Source organism: Methylobacterium frigidaeris (assembly GCF_022179185.1).
In the GTDB taxonomy this organism is placed as follows: Bacteria; Pseudomonadota; Alphaproteobacteria; order Rhizobiales; family Beijerinckiaceae; genus Methylobacterium; species Methylobacterium frigidaeris.
In genome coordinates, this window is the sequence record NZ_BPQJ01000031.1 from 52,813 (window position 1) to 69,744 (window position 16,932).

15 protein-coding genes and 1 tRNA gene are annotated in these 16,932 nt (G+C 67.7%); 14 read left to right on the plus strand and 2 right to left on the minus strand.

All coding sequences use genetic code 11. The annotated features are described in order from the left end of the window. Positions 1-196 precede the first annotated feature (196 nt). Positions 197-946 (minus strand): phosphonate metabolism transcriptional regulator PhnF, encoded by a 750-nt coding sequence (gene phnF, locus MFF64_RS25520; RefSeq protein WP_099907452.1) that lies wholly within the window; start codon positions 944-946, stop codon positions 197-199. A 101-nt stretch (positions 947-1,047) separates the two neighbouring features. Here phnF and phnG point away from each other — a divergent pair, with 101 nt between their 5' ends. The 10 genes from phnG to MFF64_RS25570 all read left to right on the plus strand — a co-directional run bounded on the left by phnG (position 1,048) and on the right by MFF64_RS25570 (position 9,532). Continuing rightward, positions 1,048-1,521: a phosphonate C-P lyase system protein PhnG gene (gene phnG / locus MFF64_RS25525; RefSeq protein ID WP_099907454.1), complete on the plus strand. Its 474-nt coding sequence runs from the start codon at positions 1,048-1,050 to the stop codon at positions 1,519-1,521. Next, positions 1,521-2,126 carry a phosphonate C-P lyase system protein PhnH gene (phnH, locus tag MFF64_RS25530; protein ID WP_238192740.1) on the plus strand — a complete coding sequence of 202 codons (606 nt, stop codon included), beginning with the start codon at positions 1,521-1,523 and terminating at the stop codon, positions 2,124-2,126. Before phnG ends, phnH begins: the two co-directional genes overlap by 1 nt. 2 nt (positions 2,127-2,128) lie before the next feature. Beyond that, positions 2,129-3,241: a carbon-phosphorus lyase complex subunit gene (locus MFF64_RS25535; protein WP_099902131.1), complete on the plus strand. Its 1,113-nt coding sequence runs from the start codon at positions 2,129-2,131 to the stop codon at positions 3,239-3,241. After that, a complete protein-coding gene (locus MFF64_RS25540; protein ID WP_099902129.1) occupies positions 3,238-4,113 on the plus strand; it encodes an alpha-D-ribose 1-methylphosphonate 5-phosphate C-P-lyase PhnJ in 876 nt (291 codons plus the stop codon). Before MFF64_RS25535 ends, MFF64_RS25540 begins: the two co-directional genes overlap by 4 nt. Further along, positions 4,106-4,576 carry a GNAT family N-acetyltransferase gene (locus MFF64_RS25545; protein ID WP_238192741.1) on the plus strand — a complete coding sequence of 157 codons (471 nt, stop codon included), beginning with the start codon at positions 4,106-4,108 and terminating at the stop codon, positions 4,574-4,576. The genes MFF64_RS25540 and MFF64_RS25545 overlap by 8 nt, the downstream gene beginning before the upstream one ends. Then, a complete protein-coding gene (phnK, locus tag MFF64_RS25550; RefSeq protein ID WP_099904934.1) occupies positions 4,573-5,346 on the plus strand; it encodes a phosphonate C-P lyase system protein PhnK in 774 nt (257 codons plus the stop codon). The genes MFF64_RS25545 and phnK overlap by 4 nt, the downstream gene beginning before the upstream one ends. Continuing rightward, a complete protein-coding gene (phnL, locus tag MFF64_RS25555; RefSeq protein ID WP_099904936.1) occupies positions 5,343-6,062 on the plus strand; it encodes a phosphonate C-P lyase system protein PhnL in 720 nt (239 codons plus the stop codon). The genes phnK and phnL overlap by 4 nt, the downstream gene beginning before the upstream one ends. Before the next feature lie 105 nt (positions 6,063-6,167). Beyond that, a complete protein-coding gene (locus MFF64_RS25560; RefSeq protein ID WP_099904938.1) occupies positions 6,168-7,304 on the plus strand; it encodes an alpha-D-ribose 1-methylphosphonate 5-triphosphate diphosphatase in 1,137 nt (378 codons plus the stop codon). Further along, positions 7,304-7,837: a phosphonate metabolism protein/1,5-bisphosphokinase (PRPP-forming) PhnN gene (gene phnN, locus MFF64_RS25565; RefSeq protein WP_099904940.1), complete on the plus strand. Its 534-nt coding sequence runs from the start codon at positions 7,304-7,306 to the stop codon at positions 7,835-7,837. Before MFF64_RS25560 ends, phnN begins: the two co-directional genes overlap by 1 nt. Positions 7,838-7,993: 156 nt before the next feature. Further along, positions 7,994-9,532: a CYTH and CHAD domain-containing protein gene (locus MFF64_RS25570; RefSeq protein WP_238192742.1), complete on the plus strand. Its 1,539-nt coding sequence runs from the start codon at positions 7,994-7,996 to the stop codon at positions 9,530-9,532. 117 nt (positions 9,533-9,649) lie between these two features. On the opposite strand, the gene rlmB is transcribed toward MFF64_RS25570, so the two are convergent. Next, positions 9,650-10,486 (minus strand): 23S rRNA (guanosine(2251)-2'-O)-methyltransferase RlmB, encoded by an 837-nt coding sequence (rlmB, locus tag MFF64_RS25575; RefSeq protein WP_099901590.1) that lies wholly within the window; start codon positions 10,484-10,486, stop codon positions 9,650-9,652. Positions 10,487-10,615: 129 nt separating this feature from the next. Between rlmB and MFF64_RS25580 the strand changes: the two genes are divergently transcribed. The 4 genes from MFF64_RS25580 to MFF64_RS25595 all read left to right on the plus strand — a co-directional run bounded on the left by MFF64_RS25580 (position 10,616) and on the right by MFF64_RS25595 (position 16,367). Next, a tRNA-Glu gene (locus MFF64_RS25580) sits at positions 10,616-10,691 on the plus strand. A gap of 105 nt (positions 10,692-10,796) precedes the next feature. Continuing rightward, the gene (locus MFF64_RS25585) at positions 10,797-12,608 is read left to right on the plus strand and encodes a site-specific integrase (RefSeq protein WP_238192743.1); all 1,812 of its coding nucleotides are present in this window, start codon (positions 10,797-10,799) and stop codon (positions 12,606-12,608) included. A gap of 246 nt (positions 12,609-12,854) precedes the next feature. After that, the gene (locus MFF64_RS25590; protein ID WP_238192744.1) at positions 12,855-14,372 is read left to right on the plus strand and encodes a site-specific integrase; all 1,518 of its coding nucleotides are present in this window, start codon (positions 12,855-12,857) and stop codon (positions 14,370-14,372) included. Between the two features lie 474 nt (positions 14,373-14,846). Continuing rightward, on the plus strand, positions 14,847-16,367 hold the full coding sequence (locus MFF64_RS25595; protein ID WP_238192745.1) for a sensor domain-containing diguanylate cyclase: 1,521 nt from the start codon (positions 14,847-14,849) through the stop codon (positions 16,365-16,367). The last annotated feature ends 565 nt before the right edge of the window (positions 16,368-16,932 follow it).

Here is a 16,932-nt window from a genome sequence, read left to right on the forward strand (position 1 = left end):
ATGCTCCCCTGTCCCGGACGATTGCAGCGAAGCGGAAAGAGATCCGGGATCCAGCGGAAGAAGTGCCGCGTAGCGGCTCTGTTGTTGCAACGCTGCAGACAGGCGGACGCTTCGCGATCGTTCGCTCCGGATCCCGGATCTCCTTCCGCTTTCGCTCCAGTCGTCCGGGAAAGGGGGAGCTTGGATCGAAGGGTCCCTACCCCTCCACCACCAGCTCCACCCGGTCCGCCGCGAACAGGCTGCGCGTCGCCTGGATCGGCACGCCCGCCGCGTCGACGTTGACGCTGGTGAGCACGATCAGGACACGACCCTGCGCGAGGTCGAGACGGGCGGCCTCGTCGGCGCTGGCGGGGCGGGCGGTGATGCGGGTCGAGCGGCGGGTGTAATCGGTGATGCCGAACTCCGCGTAGGCACGGGTGAGCGAGCCGAGCGCCGCGTAGGCCTGGTCCAGCCCGGCGAAGCGCGGCAGCGGCAGGCAGGTGCGGGCCGTCGAGAGCGGCGTGTCGTCGGCGCGGTGGATCGTCTGCAATTCGAGCACCGGGTCCCCGGGCGCGATCCCCAGCGCCTCCGCGGTGGCGGGGTCGGCCGGCACGCTGTCCGCCGCGATCAGGTCGCCCCAGGCCTCGCGGCCAGCCCTGCTCACGATCTCCGAGAAGCGGGTGCGCCGGCCGATCGGATAGGCGAGCCGTGGCGTCTCCACGAAGGTGCCGCGTCCCTGCGTCGCCCGCACCAGCCCGCGCTCGGCGAGGACCGCCAGCGCCCGGCGCACGGTATGGCGGTTGACGCCGAACCGCGCCGCCAGGGCCGCCTCCGTCGGCAGTTGCACCCCGGCCGCGAGGCGCCCGGCCTCGATCTCGGCAGTCAGGCCGTCCGCGATCTGGCGCCACGCCGCCAGGCCCTCGCCCCGCGCCAGGACCGTCACTGGGCCGTCGCCGCCCGCGCTCATACCGTCATCCAAGTTTCATTTGCTCCTCGGTTGTCGGTTGTCTATACCATTAGACAACCGACACAGCCACGCGATAGCACGGAAGCCAGCAGGCAGCCCCGATGCCCGACCATACCTCATCCCTGGGCGCAGCGCCCGATCTCGCCGCACGCCGCGCCGTGATGGCCCTGTGCGGCGAGGCCCGTGCGGAGGAACTGCGGGCCGCCCTCGCGGAGATCGGGGCCGCCGATGAGCCCGAGGACCTGCGTGCGCCGGAGACCGGCCTGGTGATGACCCGCGGCCGCATCGGTGGCGACGGTCGGCCGTTCAATCTCGGCGAGGCGACGGTGACCCGGGCGGCGGTGCGCCTGCCCGGCGGCGAGACCGGCTTTGCCTACCATCTCGGCCGCGACCGGGCGAAGGCGCGGCTCGCCGCGACCCTCGACGCGTTCTGGCAGCGGCCGGAGCGGCGCGAGGCGGTCGAGGCGGCGCTCGCCCCCGTGGCGGCCCGGCGCGCGGAGGAACGCGCCGCGGAGGCGCGCCGGATCGCCGCGACGCGGGTGAACTTCTTCACCATGGCCCGGGGAGAGGATTGATGGCGAGAGGATCGATGCTCGCCCGCGGCTTCGCCGATCCCGTCCACGATGCCCAGGGCGTCTTCCGCGCCGTGATGGATGCGCTCGCTCGCCCCGGCACGATTCGGCCCCTGGTGCCGGTTCTGGCCCCCCCGGCACCGCTCACCGCCGAACTCGCCGCGGTCGCGTTGGCGCTCGCCGATTCCGACGCGGCGCTGTGGCTCGATGCGGCCCTCGCCCGGAGCCAGGCGGTGACGGATTTTCTCCGCTTCCACACCGGCGCGCGCATCACCGAGGATCCGGCGGAGGCCGCCTTCGCGCTGATCTCGGATGCGGCCGCCTGCCCGGATTTCGGCGCCTTCGCGCAAGGCACGCCGGCCTATCCGGACCGTTCCGCAACCCTGGTGCTCGCGGTCTCCGACCTCTCGGACCGCGCGGGCTGGCGCCTCGACGGGCCCGGCATCCGGGGGAGCGCCCGCCTCGCGGCCTCGCCCCTGCCGTCGGACGTCCTCGACCGGCTCGCCCGCAACCACGCAGGCTTCCCGCAGGGGATCGACCTGATCTTCGCAGCAGCCGGCCGCCTCGCGGCGCTGCCGCGCTCCACCCGCGTCGCGACCGGAGACTAGCCATGTACGTGGCCGTGAAGGGCGGCGAGGCCGCCATCGCCAACGCGCACCGGCTGCTCGCCAGGACCCGCCGGGGCGACGTGGATGTGCCCGAACTCGCGGTGGCGCAGATCCGCGAGCAGATGGCGCTGCTCGTCGACCGGGTGATGACCGAGGGCTCGCTGCACGATCCCGACCTCGCGGCGCTCGCCCTCAAGCAGTCCCGCGGCGACCTGATCGAGGCGGTGTTCCTGGTGCGGGCCTACCGCACCACCCTGCCCCGCTTCGGCGCCTCCGAGCCGGTCGAGACCGGCGCCATGACCCTCCACCGGCGCATCTCCGCCACCTACAAGGACCTGCCCGGCGGCCAGGTGCTCGGCCCCACCTTCGACTACACCCACCGCCTGATCGACTTCGCCCTCGCCGCCGAGGGCGAGGCGCCGGTGGCCGCCGAATCCGAGCCGCTGCCCGACGCCGCCCACGCGCCGCGGGTCACGGATCTGCTGGGGAACGACGGCCTGATCGAGCCCTCCGCCCCAGACGACGGCACCCCGCCCGGCGATCTCACCCGCGAACCGCTCGACTTCCCGGCCGACCGGGCCCTGCGGCTCCAGGCGCTCGCCCGGGGCGACGAGGGCTTCGTCCTGGCGCTCGGCTACTCGACGCAGCGCGGCTACGGCCGCACCCACCCGTTCGTCGGCGAGATCCGGGTCGGGAGCGTGGCGGTCGAGTTCGTTCCGGAGGAGCTGGGCTTCCCCGTCCCCCTCGGCGAGGTGGCGCTCACCGAATGCCAGATGGTCAACCAGTTCCACGGCAGCGCCGAGGTGCCGCCCCAGTTCACCCGCGGCTACGGCCTCGCCTTCGGCCAGAGCGAGCGCAAGGCGATGGCGATGGCCCTCGTCGACCGCGCCTTGCGGGCCGAGGAGCTGGGCGAGCCGGTCGGCGCCCCGGCGCAGGACCAGGAATTCGTGCTAGCCCATTGCGACGCGCTCCAGGCCACCGGCTTCGTCGAGCACCTGAAGCTGCCGCACTACGTCGACTTCCAGGCCGAACTGGAGCTGGTGCGGCGACTTCGCGCCGAGCATGCGGCGCGACGCGCGGCCCCCGAGACCGAGATGAAGGAGGCCGCCGAATGAGCGCCGCCAGCCCTGAGACCGGCTACAACTTCGCCTATCTCGACGAGGGCACCAAGCGGATGATCCGCCGGGCCATCCTCAAGGCGATCGCGATCCCCGGCTACCAGGTGCCCTTCGCCTCGCGCGAGATGCCGATGCCCTATGGCTGGGGCACCGGCGGCGTCCAGGTCACCGCCGCGATCCTCGGGCGGGCCGACGTGCTCAAGGTCATCGATCAGGGCTCGGACGACACCACCAACGCAGTCTCGATCCGCGCCTTCTTCGCCCGCACGGCGGATGTGGCCGTCACCACCCGCACCCGCGAGGCCACGGTGATCCAGACCCGCCACCGGATCCCGGAGGCGCCGCTGCACGAGGGCCAGGTGCTGGTCTACCAGGTGCCGATCCCCGAGCCCCTGCGCTTCCTCGAGCCGCGGGAGACCGAGACGCGCCAGCTCCACGCGCTCGCCGAATACGGGCTGATGCACGTCAAGCTCTACGAGGACATCGCCCGCCACGGCCACATCGCCACCACCTACGCCTATCCGGTCGAGGTCGCGGGCCGCTACGTGATGGACCCCTCGCCGACGCCGAAATTCGACAACCCGAAGATGGACGACTCCCCGGCGCTCCAGCTCTTCGGCGCCGGCCGCGAGAAGCGGATCTACGCGGTGCCGCCCTACACGCGCGTCAGGAGCCTCGACTTCGAGGACCATCCGTTCCGGGTCCAACGCTTCGACCGGCCTTGTGCCCTCTGCGGCGCCGAGGGCGTCTATCTCGACGAGGTGCTGCTCGACGATGCCGGCGAGCGGATGTTCGTCTGCTCCGACACCGACCATTGCGAGGAGCGGCGGGCGGAAGGCCATGTCGGCGAGGAGGCGGCGCATGCCTGATTTGACCGTCCGCCGGGCCGGCAAGCACGATCTGCCGGCGGTCCTCGCCCTCTACGCCGAGCTGAATAGCGGCCGGGTCGCGACGCCGGACCAGGCCGAGGCTCTGCTCCGGCGCCTCGACACCTACCCCGATTACGGGCTCTACGTGGCCGAGGTCGAGGGCCGGCCCGTCGGCACCTTCTGCCTCGTGATCCTCGACAACATCGCCCATTGGGGCACCCCCTCGGCCCTTGTCGAGAGCGTGGTGGTGGCCTCCGCCGAGCGCGGCACCGGCCTCGGCCGGCGGATGATGCAGGAGGCCGCCCGACTCGCGGGCGAGAAGGGCTGCTACAAGCTCGCCCTGTCTTCGAACGTCGACGCCAAGCCGGCCCATCGCTTCTACGAGAGCCTCGGCTTCGAGCGGTACGGCTACAGCTTCCGCCTGGATCCCCCTTTCAGCAGCGAGATGGGAGAGACCGCATGAGCGACGCCCTGCTCCAGGCCCGCGGCCTGACCAAGCGTTACGGCGCCCGCCTCGGATGCGCCGACGTCTCCTTCGACCTCGATCCCGGCGAGGTGCTGGCGATCGTCGGCGAATCCGGCTCCGGCAAGTCGACGCTCCTGTCGCTCATCGCCACCGAGCTCGCCCCCGATTCCGGCAGCGTCGCTTATCGGATGCGCGACGGGGAACTGCGCGACCTCGCCGCCCTGAGCGAGGCCGAGCGCCGGGCGCTGATGCGCACCGACTGGGGCTTCGTGCGCCAGGACGCCCGACAGGGCCTGCGCATGGCGGTCTCAGCCGGCGGCAATGTCGGCGAGCGTCTGATGGGCGCGGGCGCGCGCCACTACGGCGAGATCCGCGGCACGGCCCTCGACTGGCTGGCCAAGGTCGAGATCGCCGCCGACCGGGTCGACGATCCGCCGACGCGGTTCTCAGGCGGCATGCGCCAGCGGCTCCAGATCGCCCGCAACCTCGTCACCGGCCCGCGCCTCGTCCTGATGGACGAGCCGACCTCGGGACTCGACGTGTCGGTCCAGGCCCGCCTCCTCGACCTGATCCGCGGCCTCGTCGCGGAGCTGGGCCTCGCCGTCATCATCGTCACCCACGACCTCGCGGTGGCCCGCCTCCTGTCGCACCGGGTGATGGTGATGCGCGCCGGGCGGGTGATCGAGACCGGCCTCACCGACCAGGTGCTCGACGATCCCCACGAGCCCTACACCCAGCTCCTCGTCTCCTCGGTGCTCGCCGCATGAATCCCGTCCAAGATTCCCCGGCTCTCGAATTCCGCGACGTCGCCAAGACCTTCACCCTGCACCTGCGCGGCGGCGTGCACTTGCCGGTGATGACGGGCGCCGACCTCGCCATCCATCCCGGCGAGTGCGTGGTGCTCGGCGGGCCTTCCGGGGCGGGCAAGTCCTCGCTCCTCAAGATGGCCTACGGCAATTACCGCTGCAACCACGGGCAGATCCTGGTGCGCGACGGAGAGACGGTGGTCGACGTCGCCTCGGCCTCGCCCCGCGAGATCCTGTCCTTGCGCCGCCGCACCATCTCGTACGTGTCGCAGTTCCTGCGGGTGATCCCGCGGGTCGGCGCCCGCGAGGTCGTGGCCGCGGCGGGCCGCGAGGGCGGCATGGCGGCCGACATCGCGCTCGCCCGCGCCGAGGAACTCCTGTCCCGGCTCAATCTCCCCGAGCGCCTGTGGGACCTGCCGCCCGCGACCTTCTCCGGCGGCGAGCAGCAGCGGGTCAACATCGCCCGCGGGCTGATCGCCGCGCGGCCGATCCTGCTCCTCGACGAGCCCACCGCCTCCCTCGATGCGCAGAACCGTGCCGTGGTGGTGGAATTGATCCGCGCCCGCCAAGCGGCCGGCACGGCGCTGCTAGGCATCTTCCACGACACCGACGTGCGCGAGGCGGTGGCGACCCGGGTGGTCGACGTCACGGCTTTCGCGCAGAAGCGCGCGGCCTGACGAAGCAGAGCTGCATGGCGCAACTCTGCTCAGGCTCTTGTTTTTGCATCATTTTCGCCGCCGAACCGGTGACCAATTCGGCGAATGATGCTTAGGGGGACCTTCATGCAAGACCGGATCCTCGAGAACGCCACCCTGGTGCTGCCCGACCGGGTGCAGCGCGGCTGGCTCGCCATGGTCGATGGTCGCATCGCCGAGATCGGCGAGGGCCGGGCGCCGGAGCGCGGCCTCGACCTCGACGGCGACCACCTGATCCCGGGTCTCGTCGAGCTGCACACCGACCACCTCGAGAGCCACTACGCGCCCCGCCCCAGGGTGCGCTGGCACCCGCTCGGCGCCGTGCTCGCGTACGACGCGCAGATCGCGGCCTCCGGCATCACCACGGTGTTCGACTCGCTGCGCGCCGGCAGCGATCCGGACGGCAGCGGGCTCGGCCCCGAGCTGATGCAGCTCGCCGGGGCGATCGAGACCGCTAAGGGCGCCGACCTGTTCCGCGCCGAGCACCGGACGCATCTGCGCTGCGAGATTCCCTCCGCCGACCTGATGGACACGGTGCGGGATTTCACCGCCCGCTACCCCGTCGGGCTGATCTCGCTGATGGACCACACCCCCGGCCAGCGCCAGTTCCGCGACATCGAGAAGTACTACACCTACGCCACCCGCGGTGGCCGCTCGATCGTCGAGATCCAGGCCAACACCGCGATGAAGATCCGCGACGGCGAGGCCTTCAACGCGATCAACCGCCCGGCCCTCGTCGACCTCGCCCGCCAGCACGGCATCGCGCTCGCCAGCCACGACGACACTACCCTCGCCGATGTCGACCTGGCGAGGAGCGAGGGCGTGCGCCTCGCCGAGTTCCCGACCACGCTCGAGGCCGCGCAGGCCGCCCGGGAGGCCGGCATCACCGTGATGATGGGGGCGCCGAACCTGATCCGTGGCGGCTCGCATTCCGGCAACGTCGCCGCCGAGGCCCTGGCCCGGGAAGGCCTGCTCGACGTGCTCTCCTCAGATTACGTGCCCGCGAGCCTGATGATGGCGGCCTTCGGCCTGCCCGAGCGGGTCGACCGCATCACCCTGCCGGAGGCGATCGCGACGGTGACCGCCAACCCCGCCCGGGCCACCGGCCTCGACGATCGCGGCGCGCTTGAGACCGATTTCCGGGCCGACCTCGTGCGGGTGCGCCTCGCCGAGGGCGTGCCGGTGGTGCGCCAAGTCTGGCGCCAGGGAAGGCGAGTGGCCTGATGGGCGCCGGCGGCTTCGTCCTCGTCGTCGGTCCGAGCGGGGCCGGCAAGGACACCCTTCTGCGCCTCGCCCGCGAGGCCCTGGCGGGCGACCCGCGCTACGTCTTCCCGCGCCGCCTCGTGACCCGGCCGCCATCGGTTCACGAGGACAACGAGCCGATCAGCGAGGAGGATTTTTGCGCCGGCGAGGCGGCCGGCCGCTTCGCCCTGTCCTGGCGCGCCCACAACCTCGGCTACGCGCTGCCGGCGTCGTGTGCGGCGCTCGCCCGCGACGGGCACGTGGTGGTCTGCAACGTCTCGCGCCGGGTCGTGGGCGAGGCGCGCCGACGCCTGCCCGCCGTCACCGTGGTCGAGGTCACGGCGCCGCCCGAGGTGCTGGCCGCCCGCCTCGCCGCCCGCGGCCGGCGCGAGGACGGCGACCTCGGGGCGCGGCTCGCCCGCTCGGCCTCGGTCACCGCCGACCTCGTGGTGATGAATGACGGCACGCCGGAGGCCGGAATGTCCAGGCTCCTCGCGCATCTGCGGGCCCGCTGAGGCGCGCCCCGCCTCGGCGCCATCGGCGTACCGTGCACCTTACCGATGGATAGCAGCCCATTCGAGCGGCCTTTGCGAAACTTTTCGGCCTCGTCCATGATTTCCGCTGCGCCCCCCACCCTGTGGTGGGTCGAACGGGAGATCAGGACCGCCGTGATGAGCGAACCGCGCGAGACCGAGCTGAAGCTGGATGTCGAGGCCTCCGACCTCGCACGCCTGCGGGAGCACCCGCTGCTCGCCGGGGACTGGACCGAGACCGAGCTGACCTCGACCTACTTCGACACGCCGGACGGCCGCCTGCGCGAGGCTGGCTACACCCTGAGGGTGCGCCAGGACGGCGACCGCCACATTCAGACCGTGAAGGCCCGGGGCGGCGGCGGGGTCGGCCTGTTCGACCGGCCGGAATGGGAGAGCGACGTCGCCGGACCGAACCCTGAGCCCGCCGCCTTCGCCGGCACGCCCGTCGCCAAGCTCCTCGACGGCGCGACGGATCTCAGCCCCCTCTACACCTCCACGGTGACCCGCAGCGTGCGCTGCCTCGCCGATACCGGACCGGCCGGCAGCCGCATCGAGGTCGCCCTCGATCGCGGCCGGGTCTGGGGGCCGGACGACCGCGTCTCCCCGATCAGCGAGATCGAGTTCGAGCTGACCGGCGGCGCGCCCTCGGCCCTGTTCGACCTCGCCCGCTCCCTCGGCGCCGACGTGCCGCTGCGCCTCGGCGTGCTGAGCAAGTTCGAGCGCGGCGACGCCCTGATCAAGGGCCGCCTCGGCCGCGCCGTGAAGGCCGAGCCGGTGCCGCTCGATCCGGGCATGAATGCCGCCCAGGCGTTCCAGGCCGTGGCCCTTGCCTGCCTGCGCCAGATGCGCCTCAACGAGACCGTGCTGCTCGCGCACCGCGACGTCGAGGGCCTGCACCAGCTGCGGGTTTCCTTACGCCGCCTGCGATCGGCCTTCTCGCTGTTCGGCAGCGTGATCGAGGACCGGCGGATGGCGACGATCAAGGCGGAGCTGAAGCGCCTGAGCGAACCCTTCGGCCATGCGCGCAACCTCGACGTCTATCTCGGCAAGACCCTGCCGCGGGAGCGCGAGCGGCGCCCGGACGAGAACGGCCTCCTGATCCTGGAGCGCCACCTCGAGACCGAGCGCGCGGTGGCGCACGACGCGGTGCGGGCGGTGCTGGAGAGCCGCGAGTGGCGCGATTTCCTCCTCGACCTCGTCGCCTGGATCGAGGCCGGCCCCTGGCTCGGCCCGGACAACCCGAACGCGGCCCGCCGCGACGGCCCGGCCCGCGCCTTCGCCACCGAGGAGCTGGAGCGGCGCCGCCGCCAGGTGAAGAAGCGCGGGCGCCACCTCGCGGCGCTCGACCCGGAGGCGCGCCACCGGGTGCGGATCGCCGCCAAGAAGCTGCGCTACGGGGCGGAGTTCTTCGCTGCCCTCTACGACGGCAAGAAAGCGGTGAAGCGCCATGCGGCCTTCGTGGAGGCTCTGGCCGACCTGCAGGACCACCTCGGCGACCTCAACGACATCGCCACCGCCCACACCCTGGCGGCCGAACTCGCCAGGGGCGCGCCGGAGGGCGCGGTGTTCGCCGCCGGCATGGCCACCGCCGACACCGAGGCGCGTAACCAGCACCTGCTCGCCAAGGCCGCCGAGGCGCACGAGGCGCTGATCGACGTGCGCCCGTTCTGGCGCTGACAGCCGGCTCCCGCGCCTGGGCGGAGTGGCCTGGCGCAACTCTGCCCAGGGTCTTGTCCTGCATCGTTTCCATCGCCGAACCGGTGACCGCTTCGGCGAATGCTGCCGAGGGCTTCCTCAGGCGCGGGGCATCAGGGCGTAGAGGGTGATCGCGGCGGCGTTCGAGACGTTGAGGCTCTGGATCGCGCCGCGGAACGGGATCCGGGCCATCACGTCGCAGCATTCGCGGGTGCGCTGGCGCAGGCCCTTGCCCTCGGCTCCGAGCACCACCACCAGCGGCGTCCGCGGCCCGACCGCATCGAGGGTTTCGGGCGCCTCCGAATCGAGCCCGACCCGGGTGAAGCCGCGCTCGCCGAGCTCGATCAGGGCCTCGGCGAGGTTGCGCACCACCACGAACGGAACGTGCTCGAGCCCGCCCGAGGCGGATTTGGCGAGCACGCCGGTGACGGCCGGCGAGTGCCGGGCCGTCGTGACGATGGCGGTGACGCCGAACGCCGCCGCCGTCCGCACGATGGCCCCGACATTGTGCGGATCGGTGATCTGGTCGAGGGCGAGCAGCACCGCGTCGTCGGGCAGCGTATCGAAGGCCGGGCCCGCCAGGGGTTCCGCCTCGAGGTAGAGCCCCTGATGCACCGCGTCCGGCCCGAGCAGCCCGGTAATGGCGCCGGGTTTGACGACCTCAGGGTCGATGCGCAGCTCGCCCACCTCCTCGGTGAGACGCGACACCGCGTTCTCGGTGGCGAGCAGCCGCCGGAATTCCCGCTTCGGGTTGCGCAACGCCTCGGAGACCGGATGCCAGCCATACAGCACCGTCAGCCCGTCGCGGTCGTCCCGCGCCTCACCGCCAGGCCGCCGCCCTGCCCCGCCCTTGTTCTGACCGAACCTGCCCTGAGCGGGTTTTCCCTGCCCGAACCGGCTCTGCCCGCCCGCGCGCGGCCCTTGCCTCGTCGTCATACCGTCGTCCCGCCCGCGTTCAAGGCTCAACCAGACGCCGACAAGACCGAGCCGTCGTCCCTCGTCAAGCCCATCAATCCGGTTGCCCTCCCGGCCGAACCTCACTATAGCTCCCCTCGCCCCGCACCGGCGCCCTTCGTCTAGCGGTCTAGGACGTCGCCCTTTCACGGCGAAAACACGGGTTCGAGTCCCGTAGGGCGCGCCATGCGGTGGCTAAGTCATTGCGATCCCAGAATCTGTTGGTTTTCAGGTGCTTACCCGGCGGCGCGTGCTACACTCGCGTGCTACGGGACCAAGTACGATGGGCCGCATGAAGTTCGTTCAGCGCCGCGCCGGCCGTTACGAGTTTCGCTTTCCCCTCCCCGACGATCTCGCTGGCAAACCAGCCCCGCGTCCCTGGCCGGAGGCGCTGGCGGCTCTCGTCAATGCGCGAACCGGCCGCTTCAAGACCGAAGTCATCCGCTCGCTCCAAACCAACGACGGTCCGACGGCCGACCGTAGGGTCCTCGCTCACATCGCCGAAGCGCACCGGCTCGTCGATCAAGCGCGGCGCTCACTGCGCGGGGGGCCTGAGGCAGAGATTAGCGCGGACCAGATCGCTGCTCTGGCGCGCGACCACGAGATCCATCTCCTCGGCACGGACGAGGTGATCCGCACGAAAGGCATTGGGCTCGACATGGCTCGCGAGGACGGCCAGGGCCCTCACGACGGGCTCGGCATGACGCTCGACGATCTGCGGGCCTACCGGATGCTGATCGAGGAATTGGATCGCTACACGCGTCAGCAAGTCGCGCAAATGCGACCGGGCGAGTCGACGAGTTCCTTTGTCAATCGCGCGGTGGAGGCCCGGGGCATGGCTCTGGCGCCCGATGATCCTGCCTGGAGGCAGCTCGAACTCGCTTTCGCCAAGGCTCAGCGCGATGCCCTCGCCGGCATCCGAGCACGGCTCGAGGGTGACGATTTTGCGACCCCAGAGCGCCCATCGGAGCAGCCCGCAGCTGAGCCGATTGGCTTGGCGCTATCCGCTGCCCTGCGGCTATGGTCGGAGGCAGGCGGCACTGGTGCAAGAAGGCCTCAGCCGTCCTCCATTGCCGAGGCTGAGCGGGCTGTGCGACGCTTTATCGAACTAAACGGTGATGTGCCAATCACCGCCATCACCAAGGCGCAAGCACGCGTCTTCCGTGATGCCCTGGTTCAATTGCCGAAGGCGCTCCCCGCCCGGTACGGGCGGTTGACCCTCCCTGAGTTGCTGAAACTGGATCTGAGCGGCTACCCGCGGCGCAATGCGCAAACGGTCAACAAGACCCTGGCCCTTCTCAGCGGCGTGCTTACTCGCGCTGAACGTGACGGTCATTTTGAGGCGCTGCCAGCTTGGTCAAACCCTTTCCATATTGGCTTCGATGTTGCGCCCGCCGAACGTGAACCCTACGAGCCATTCAGTGCGGCTGAGCTTCAGCTGCTGTTCGCCTCGCCTGTGTATGCACGCGGTGAGCGCCCACTTGGCGGTCAGGGTGAAGCGGCATATTGGTTCCCGCTGATTGCTCTGTTCAGCGGCGCGCGACGGACTGAGATCGCACAGCTCAAAATCGGGGATGTGCGCCAGGGCGAGAGCGGGATTTGGTACCTCGACATCACCAATGAGGGCGCTGACCAAAACCTGAAGACCGCTTCATCGGCTCGCTCTGTGCCGGTCCATCTCGAGTTGATCCGACTCGGTCTGCTGGACGTGGTGGCAAGCCAAGCAAAGCTGCATCCGCTGACTGCACCCTTGTGGCCTGCTTTTACCCCACCCATCGATCCGAAGGCCAAAGCTTGGACCAAGTGGTTCGGACGCTATCTTGGGATGCATGTCGTCGATCATTCGGCCAAGACGTTTCATTCCTTCCGTCACACCTTCAAGCGAGCTTGCCGCGAGGCCGGCCTGAGTGAAGAGGTTCACAACGCATTAACTGGCCACGCCGGTGGTGGGGTCGGGCGTCGATACGGGCGCGAGCGACGGGCCGATGGAACGCTTGATTGCGGCATTCCGTTGGCTCGTCTGCACAAGGACATCAACAAAATCATTTATCACGATGTGCAGCTTCCTGTTTCAAATGAACAAATCATCAAGGATGCGATGTAGTTCGTTGTTCAGATATTTTTATCAGTCGCAATCAAACTAAGGGCGCGGCTATAGACGAAATTCACTTTGAGGGTAGGAAGCTGACGCTCGATTTGGCGGCGATGCCTGGGGAGGTGTCGCTGTGGGTTCGAATCCCTCCCTCTCCGCCAGGCTTCCTAAAAGCTCAATCATACCGGTAAGTTGCTGTCCCGCAACGGTTTCGTACGGCCCGCTTGGTACAAACGGGTGGTACAAATGCCCCTACCGATGGCCCGTCCCTGGAAACATCACAACGGCGTCTACTACGCTCGCAAGGGCGTGCCGGCCCACCTGCGCCCGCTGGTCGGCAAGTGGACCGTGATGGTCAGCCTCAGGACGAAAGACCCCGATGAAGCGCGCCGCCTGCACCCCGAGGTGATCCGCGAGATCGAGGAATGGCTGGCTGGGCTCGAGGCCGGCCCAAGGGTATTGAGCGAGCGAGAGGCACACGAACTCGTCTTCCCCATGCAGGACGACTGGGTGGCCCTCCACCGCGATAATCCGAGCCGCAACCCCTGGCGGACCGATCTCTTCGAACGCCTGTGGCGGAACAGAAGGGCCGGCCTTTACGGGCGTTCGGACCTGATCCACCAAGTGCTACACGGCGAGTACGCCGACCGCGGTGAGGACGGAATGGAGGAACTCTGTTTCGAGCGGGCGGACCGACTCATCGAAACGAAGGGCCTGATCGTCGACAAAGACGGCCGCCGCACCATCGCTAAGGCGGTCGGTGCAGCACTACAGCGCGCCAGTCTGACGCTGGAGCGCTACGCACTCGGGGACGTAGCGGACGAAGCACTGCCTGTGCGACCCCGCTCCGTCCCTTCCGCCCCCGCTCCGAAAACTTCGGCATCCAAGGTCGAGTTCGACGAGCTCGTAAAAGGTTGGGCAGCCGAGCGGAACCCGGCCGAGAAGACGCTCTACGATTGGAACCGCGTCATGGTGCAGCTCGCCGAGTTTATCGGGCATCGCGATGCGGCCCGGGTTACAAGCGAGGATCTGGTCGCCTGGAAGAACAGCCTCGTCGCGTCCGGGCTTGCCGCAAAAACCATTCGTGAAAGCCGCCTCGCGCCTGTTCGGGCGATCCTGCGGTGGGGCGTCGACAACCGCCGGCTCACTGAAAATGCTGCCGAGCGCATCACGATCAGCGTCAAACAGAAGCCGGGTCAAGGCAAGCGCGGCTTCAAGGACGCCGAGGCCGCTCAGATTCTACAGGCCGCCGCCGCCGAGAGTGATCCCGTAAAGCGGTGGGTACCGCTCGTCTGTGCCTACTCGGGTGCGCGGCTGTCGGAAGTATGTCAGTTGCGCGTTCAGGATATTAGCGAGGTCGGCGGGATCCCCGTGATGCACTTCGATGCAGAAGCCGGGTCGCTGAAAAACGCCGGCTCGGAGCGGACCGTGCCTCTGCACTCCGCTCTTATTGCAGCTGGATTCCTCGATTTTGCGCGGGGCCAGAAGGTTGGACCGTTATTTCCCGGTCTACCGCCTGATAAATTTGGCAAGCGCGGCGGCAATGGTACCAAGATACTCGGCCGATGGGTGCGTGGCCTTGGCCTGACAGATCCGCGCCTAGCCCCTAATCACTCGTGGCGGCACCGTTTCAAAACCTTGGCGCGAAATCATGGCCTTGCCGGCGATGTGACGGATGCGATCACCGGACATGCGCATCGCTCTGTTGGGGATGGATATGGCGAGTATGACGTTCAAGCGATGAAGCGGGAAATCGAAAAAATCCCTGCGTTGTGACATTGCATCAATACAATTATAACGAAAAATAGTAACTTTTACAAAGAACTAGAGGAATGAACCGCGCGGATAGCCGATCACCATGTCAGCACAGTCATACAGCCACGTTTTTCTTTACAATAGTTTTCCTATCATATTTTCCTTACAAAACCGGGTCGTTTCGAAGGACCAGGGAGGGGGTGCCGCCCGCTTGTAAGGAAAACCGTCGTTTTCCTTACAAGTGGTACGAGCAGCAAGATGGCACTTGGAGTGGCTGATGATCGTGCATGGCACTTAAGACGTTTTCGATGAGTACTTGATCTTATACTTAAGTATGAGCATGCAATCTCCGAGCGATAGGATGTTTGAACAATCCACTCGGCATGGCTTATCGAATTACGGTTAGAAGTCCTAATCGCCGAGCCGCGTAAAGGCTTACACAAGCTTTTGGGGCACGATCCAGGCAACGCCACGAAAAGCTGGGAGTGTCCACGGATGGCTCTGTCGCCCCGCCTCATGCGACGGCTGCGCTTGCCCCGCACGTGGATCACACTCGGTGTGCTAGCCCCGATCGGGATGCTGATCGTCTCCGCGCTCATGCTGCTCGACCTGCGTCGGGACGCCTGGGACAAGGCAGACCAGACCTCACGAAACCTCCTGCAGGTTATCGAGCGCGACATCGCGCGTAACATCGAGATCATCGATCTGACCCTTCAGGCCGTCGTTGATAACCTAAAAGCACCCGGTGTGGCCGAAGCCACTCCGCAGATGCGGCAGCTCATCCTGTTCGATCGTGCTTCCACAGCTCGAGACCTGGGTGTCATGCTCGTACTCAACGAGAATGGCGATAGCATCATTGATGCAGCCGGTTGGCCCGCGCGCCAGCTCAACAACGCTGATCGTGACTACTTCCAGGCGCACAAGGCCAATCCTCACCTGGGTCTGCACATCAGCAAGCCCTTGTTCTCAAGGCTCCTGGGATCACGCATTGTGGTGCTGAGCCGGCGCATCAACAAACCTGATGGCTCGTTCGGTGGCATTGTTCTCGGAAGCCTCAGGTTGTCCTACTTCAGGCGCCTGTTCGATCAGATCGGCCTTGGTCAGGACGGGGCGATCAACATCTATCTCCACGACGGCACCCGTCTGATGCGCCACCCCTACAACGAAGCCGACATTGGTGTAAACATCTTTGGGACATCGAACTTCAACCGCTTTTTGCAAGAGAAAAACGGAGCCTTTGTCGCAACTTCTGTTCGCGACAAAGTAGAACGCCATTATGCATTTAGTCAGATTGAAGATCGATCATTATTGCTCAACGTTGCGCTCTCCACGCGCGAGATCGAAGCAGCGTGGCGCGCCAAGGCACTCATCATCTCTTTAGTTGTGGCTATTCTGTGCGGTCTGACGATCTTTCTATCCTTGCTGTATGGACGCGACCTGCGCCGCAGAGCCGCGATGCAAGCCGAACTCGCTCGCCTCTCCCGCACAGATGCTCTGACGGGCCTGGTTAATCGGCGCCGCTTCGAGCAGGTGTTCGAACGCGCCTGGAGGAGCGCGCAGCGTACGGGCAAACCGCTCGCGCTGCTTGTGGTCGATGCCGATCACTTCAAGCGTTGCAACGATCGGTACGGCCACGCGGTCGGAGACGAGGTGCTGAAGGGTCTCGCACGCTGTCTGTCTGCGAGTGTCCATCGGCCCGACGACCTTGTGGCGCGGATCGGTGGCGAGGAGTTCGTGGTAGTACTCCCTGATACCAACGCGGATGGCGCATTGCGCATCGCCAGCAAAATCCATGACGCGGTCACGACCCTCGCCGTGCCATCAGCCGGCATTGCAGCCGGGTCTATCACGGTCAGCGTTGGCTTTGCGGTCGGACCGACTGCAGACGAGACGGCCTGGAGCGACCTCTATCAACGGGCGGATGCTGCCCTCTACGCAGCCAAGGAAGCCGGCCGCAACTGCACCCGTTCTTCTGCCAGCATGGGCGACGGGAGACTGAGAATATGTGCTTCCTGAAGAAGGCCAGCGCGATCGTCTGATGATCAAGATAAGGCGGCTTCTGCCCGAAACCACATCTATTTTTGCATGATGGCTGTGTGAGATGCGGCGGACCAAGGCACTTTCTGTAAAGAAACTTGGCCCGCCGACCTCGCTGCAACGGGGGCGGAAACAGCGGGGCAGCACAGCATCGGCTCACGCGAGTTGCGGCACAACCAATCCACTCGGTTTAGGCCTTGAGGGCCGGGCCGGGATTTTAACTGCGCCCCAGCCCGGGCGTGACGCCAACCGAGCGGCCGAGCAGCGGCAGGATCGGCGTGACGACCAGGCCAACGATCGGTTCTCGGATAGGTTCCAGCATCAGACCTTGTCAGAGTCCGATCGGCCTCAGCGTAAGCCCGTGATGATGCTTACCTCACCCAACCGCATCGGCCCGATAAATCCTGCCATTATCATCCGCGTCACGGATCTGGCAGGCACAGGTGAACCCGGAGCGCGCGGGCGCGCCTTTTCGTGGCAAGGCCTTACCTCGACTTTGGCCATTTTTGGCGATGTGTCGGGATCGGTCTGGATGGGGTGACGA